We start from the raw sequence: 240 nt of genomic DNA, 5'->3' as shown, positions 1-240 counted from the left end.
TCTGTAGTGCATGAAACAGTATACGGGTCTGTGCCTGTATGCCATCCTTTGCAGAAACTAATAATACTGCTCCGTCTAATACGGATAAAGAACGGTATACTTCCGCCAAAAAATCCATATGGCCTGGCGTATCTATAATGTTGACTTTTACATCCTCCCACTGAAAAGATGTCACTGCTGTCTGGATAGTGATTCCCCTTTGACGCTCCAAATTCATTGTATCTGTCCTTGTTGTGCCTT

1 protein-coding gene is annotated in these 240 nt (G+C 42.5%); it reads right to left on the bottom strand.

The genetic code is table 11. The annotated features are described in order from the left end of the window. On the bottom strand, nucleotides 1–240 hold a 240-nt coding region (locus GPK81_RS14435), incomplete at both ends, for a GTP-binding protein (protein WP_141724523.1).

Source organism: Blautia sp. MCC283, assembly GCF_018785565.1.
In the GTDB taxonomy this organism is placed as follows: Bacteria; Bacillota; Clostridia; order Lachnospirales; family Lachnospiraceae; genus Blautia_A.
This window is presented reverse-complemented; position numbering and strand designations above follow the sequence as displayed.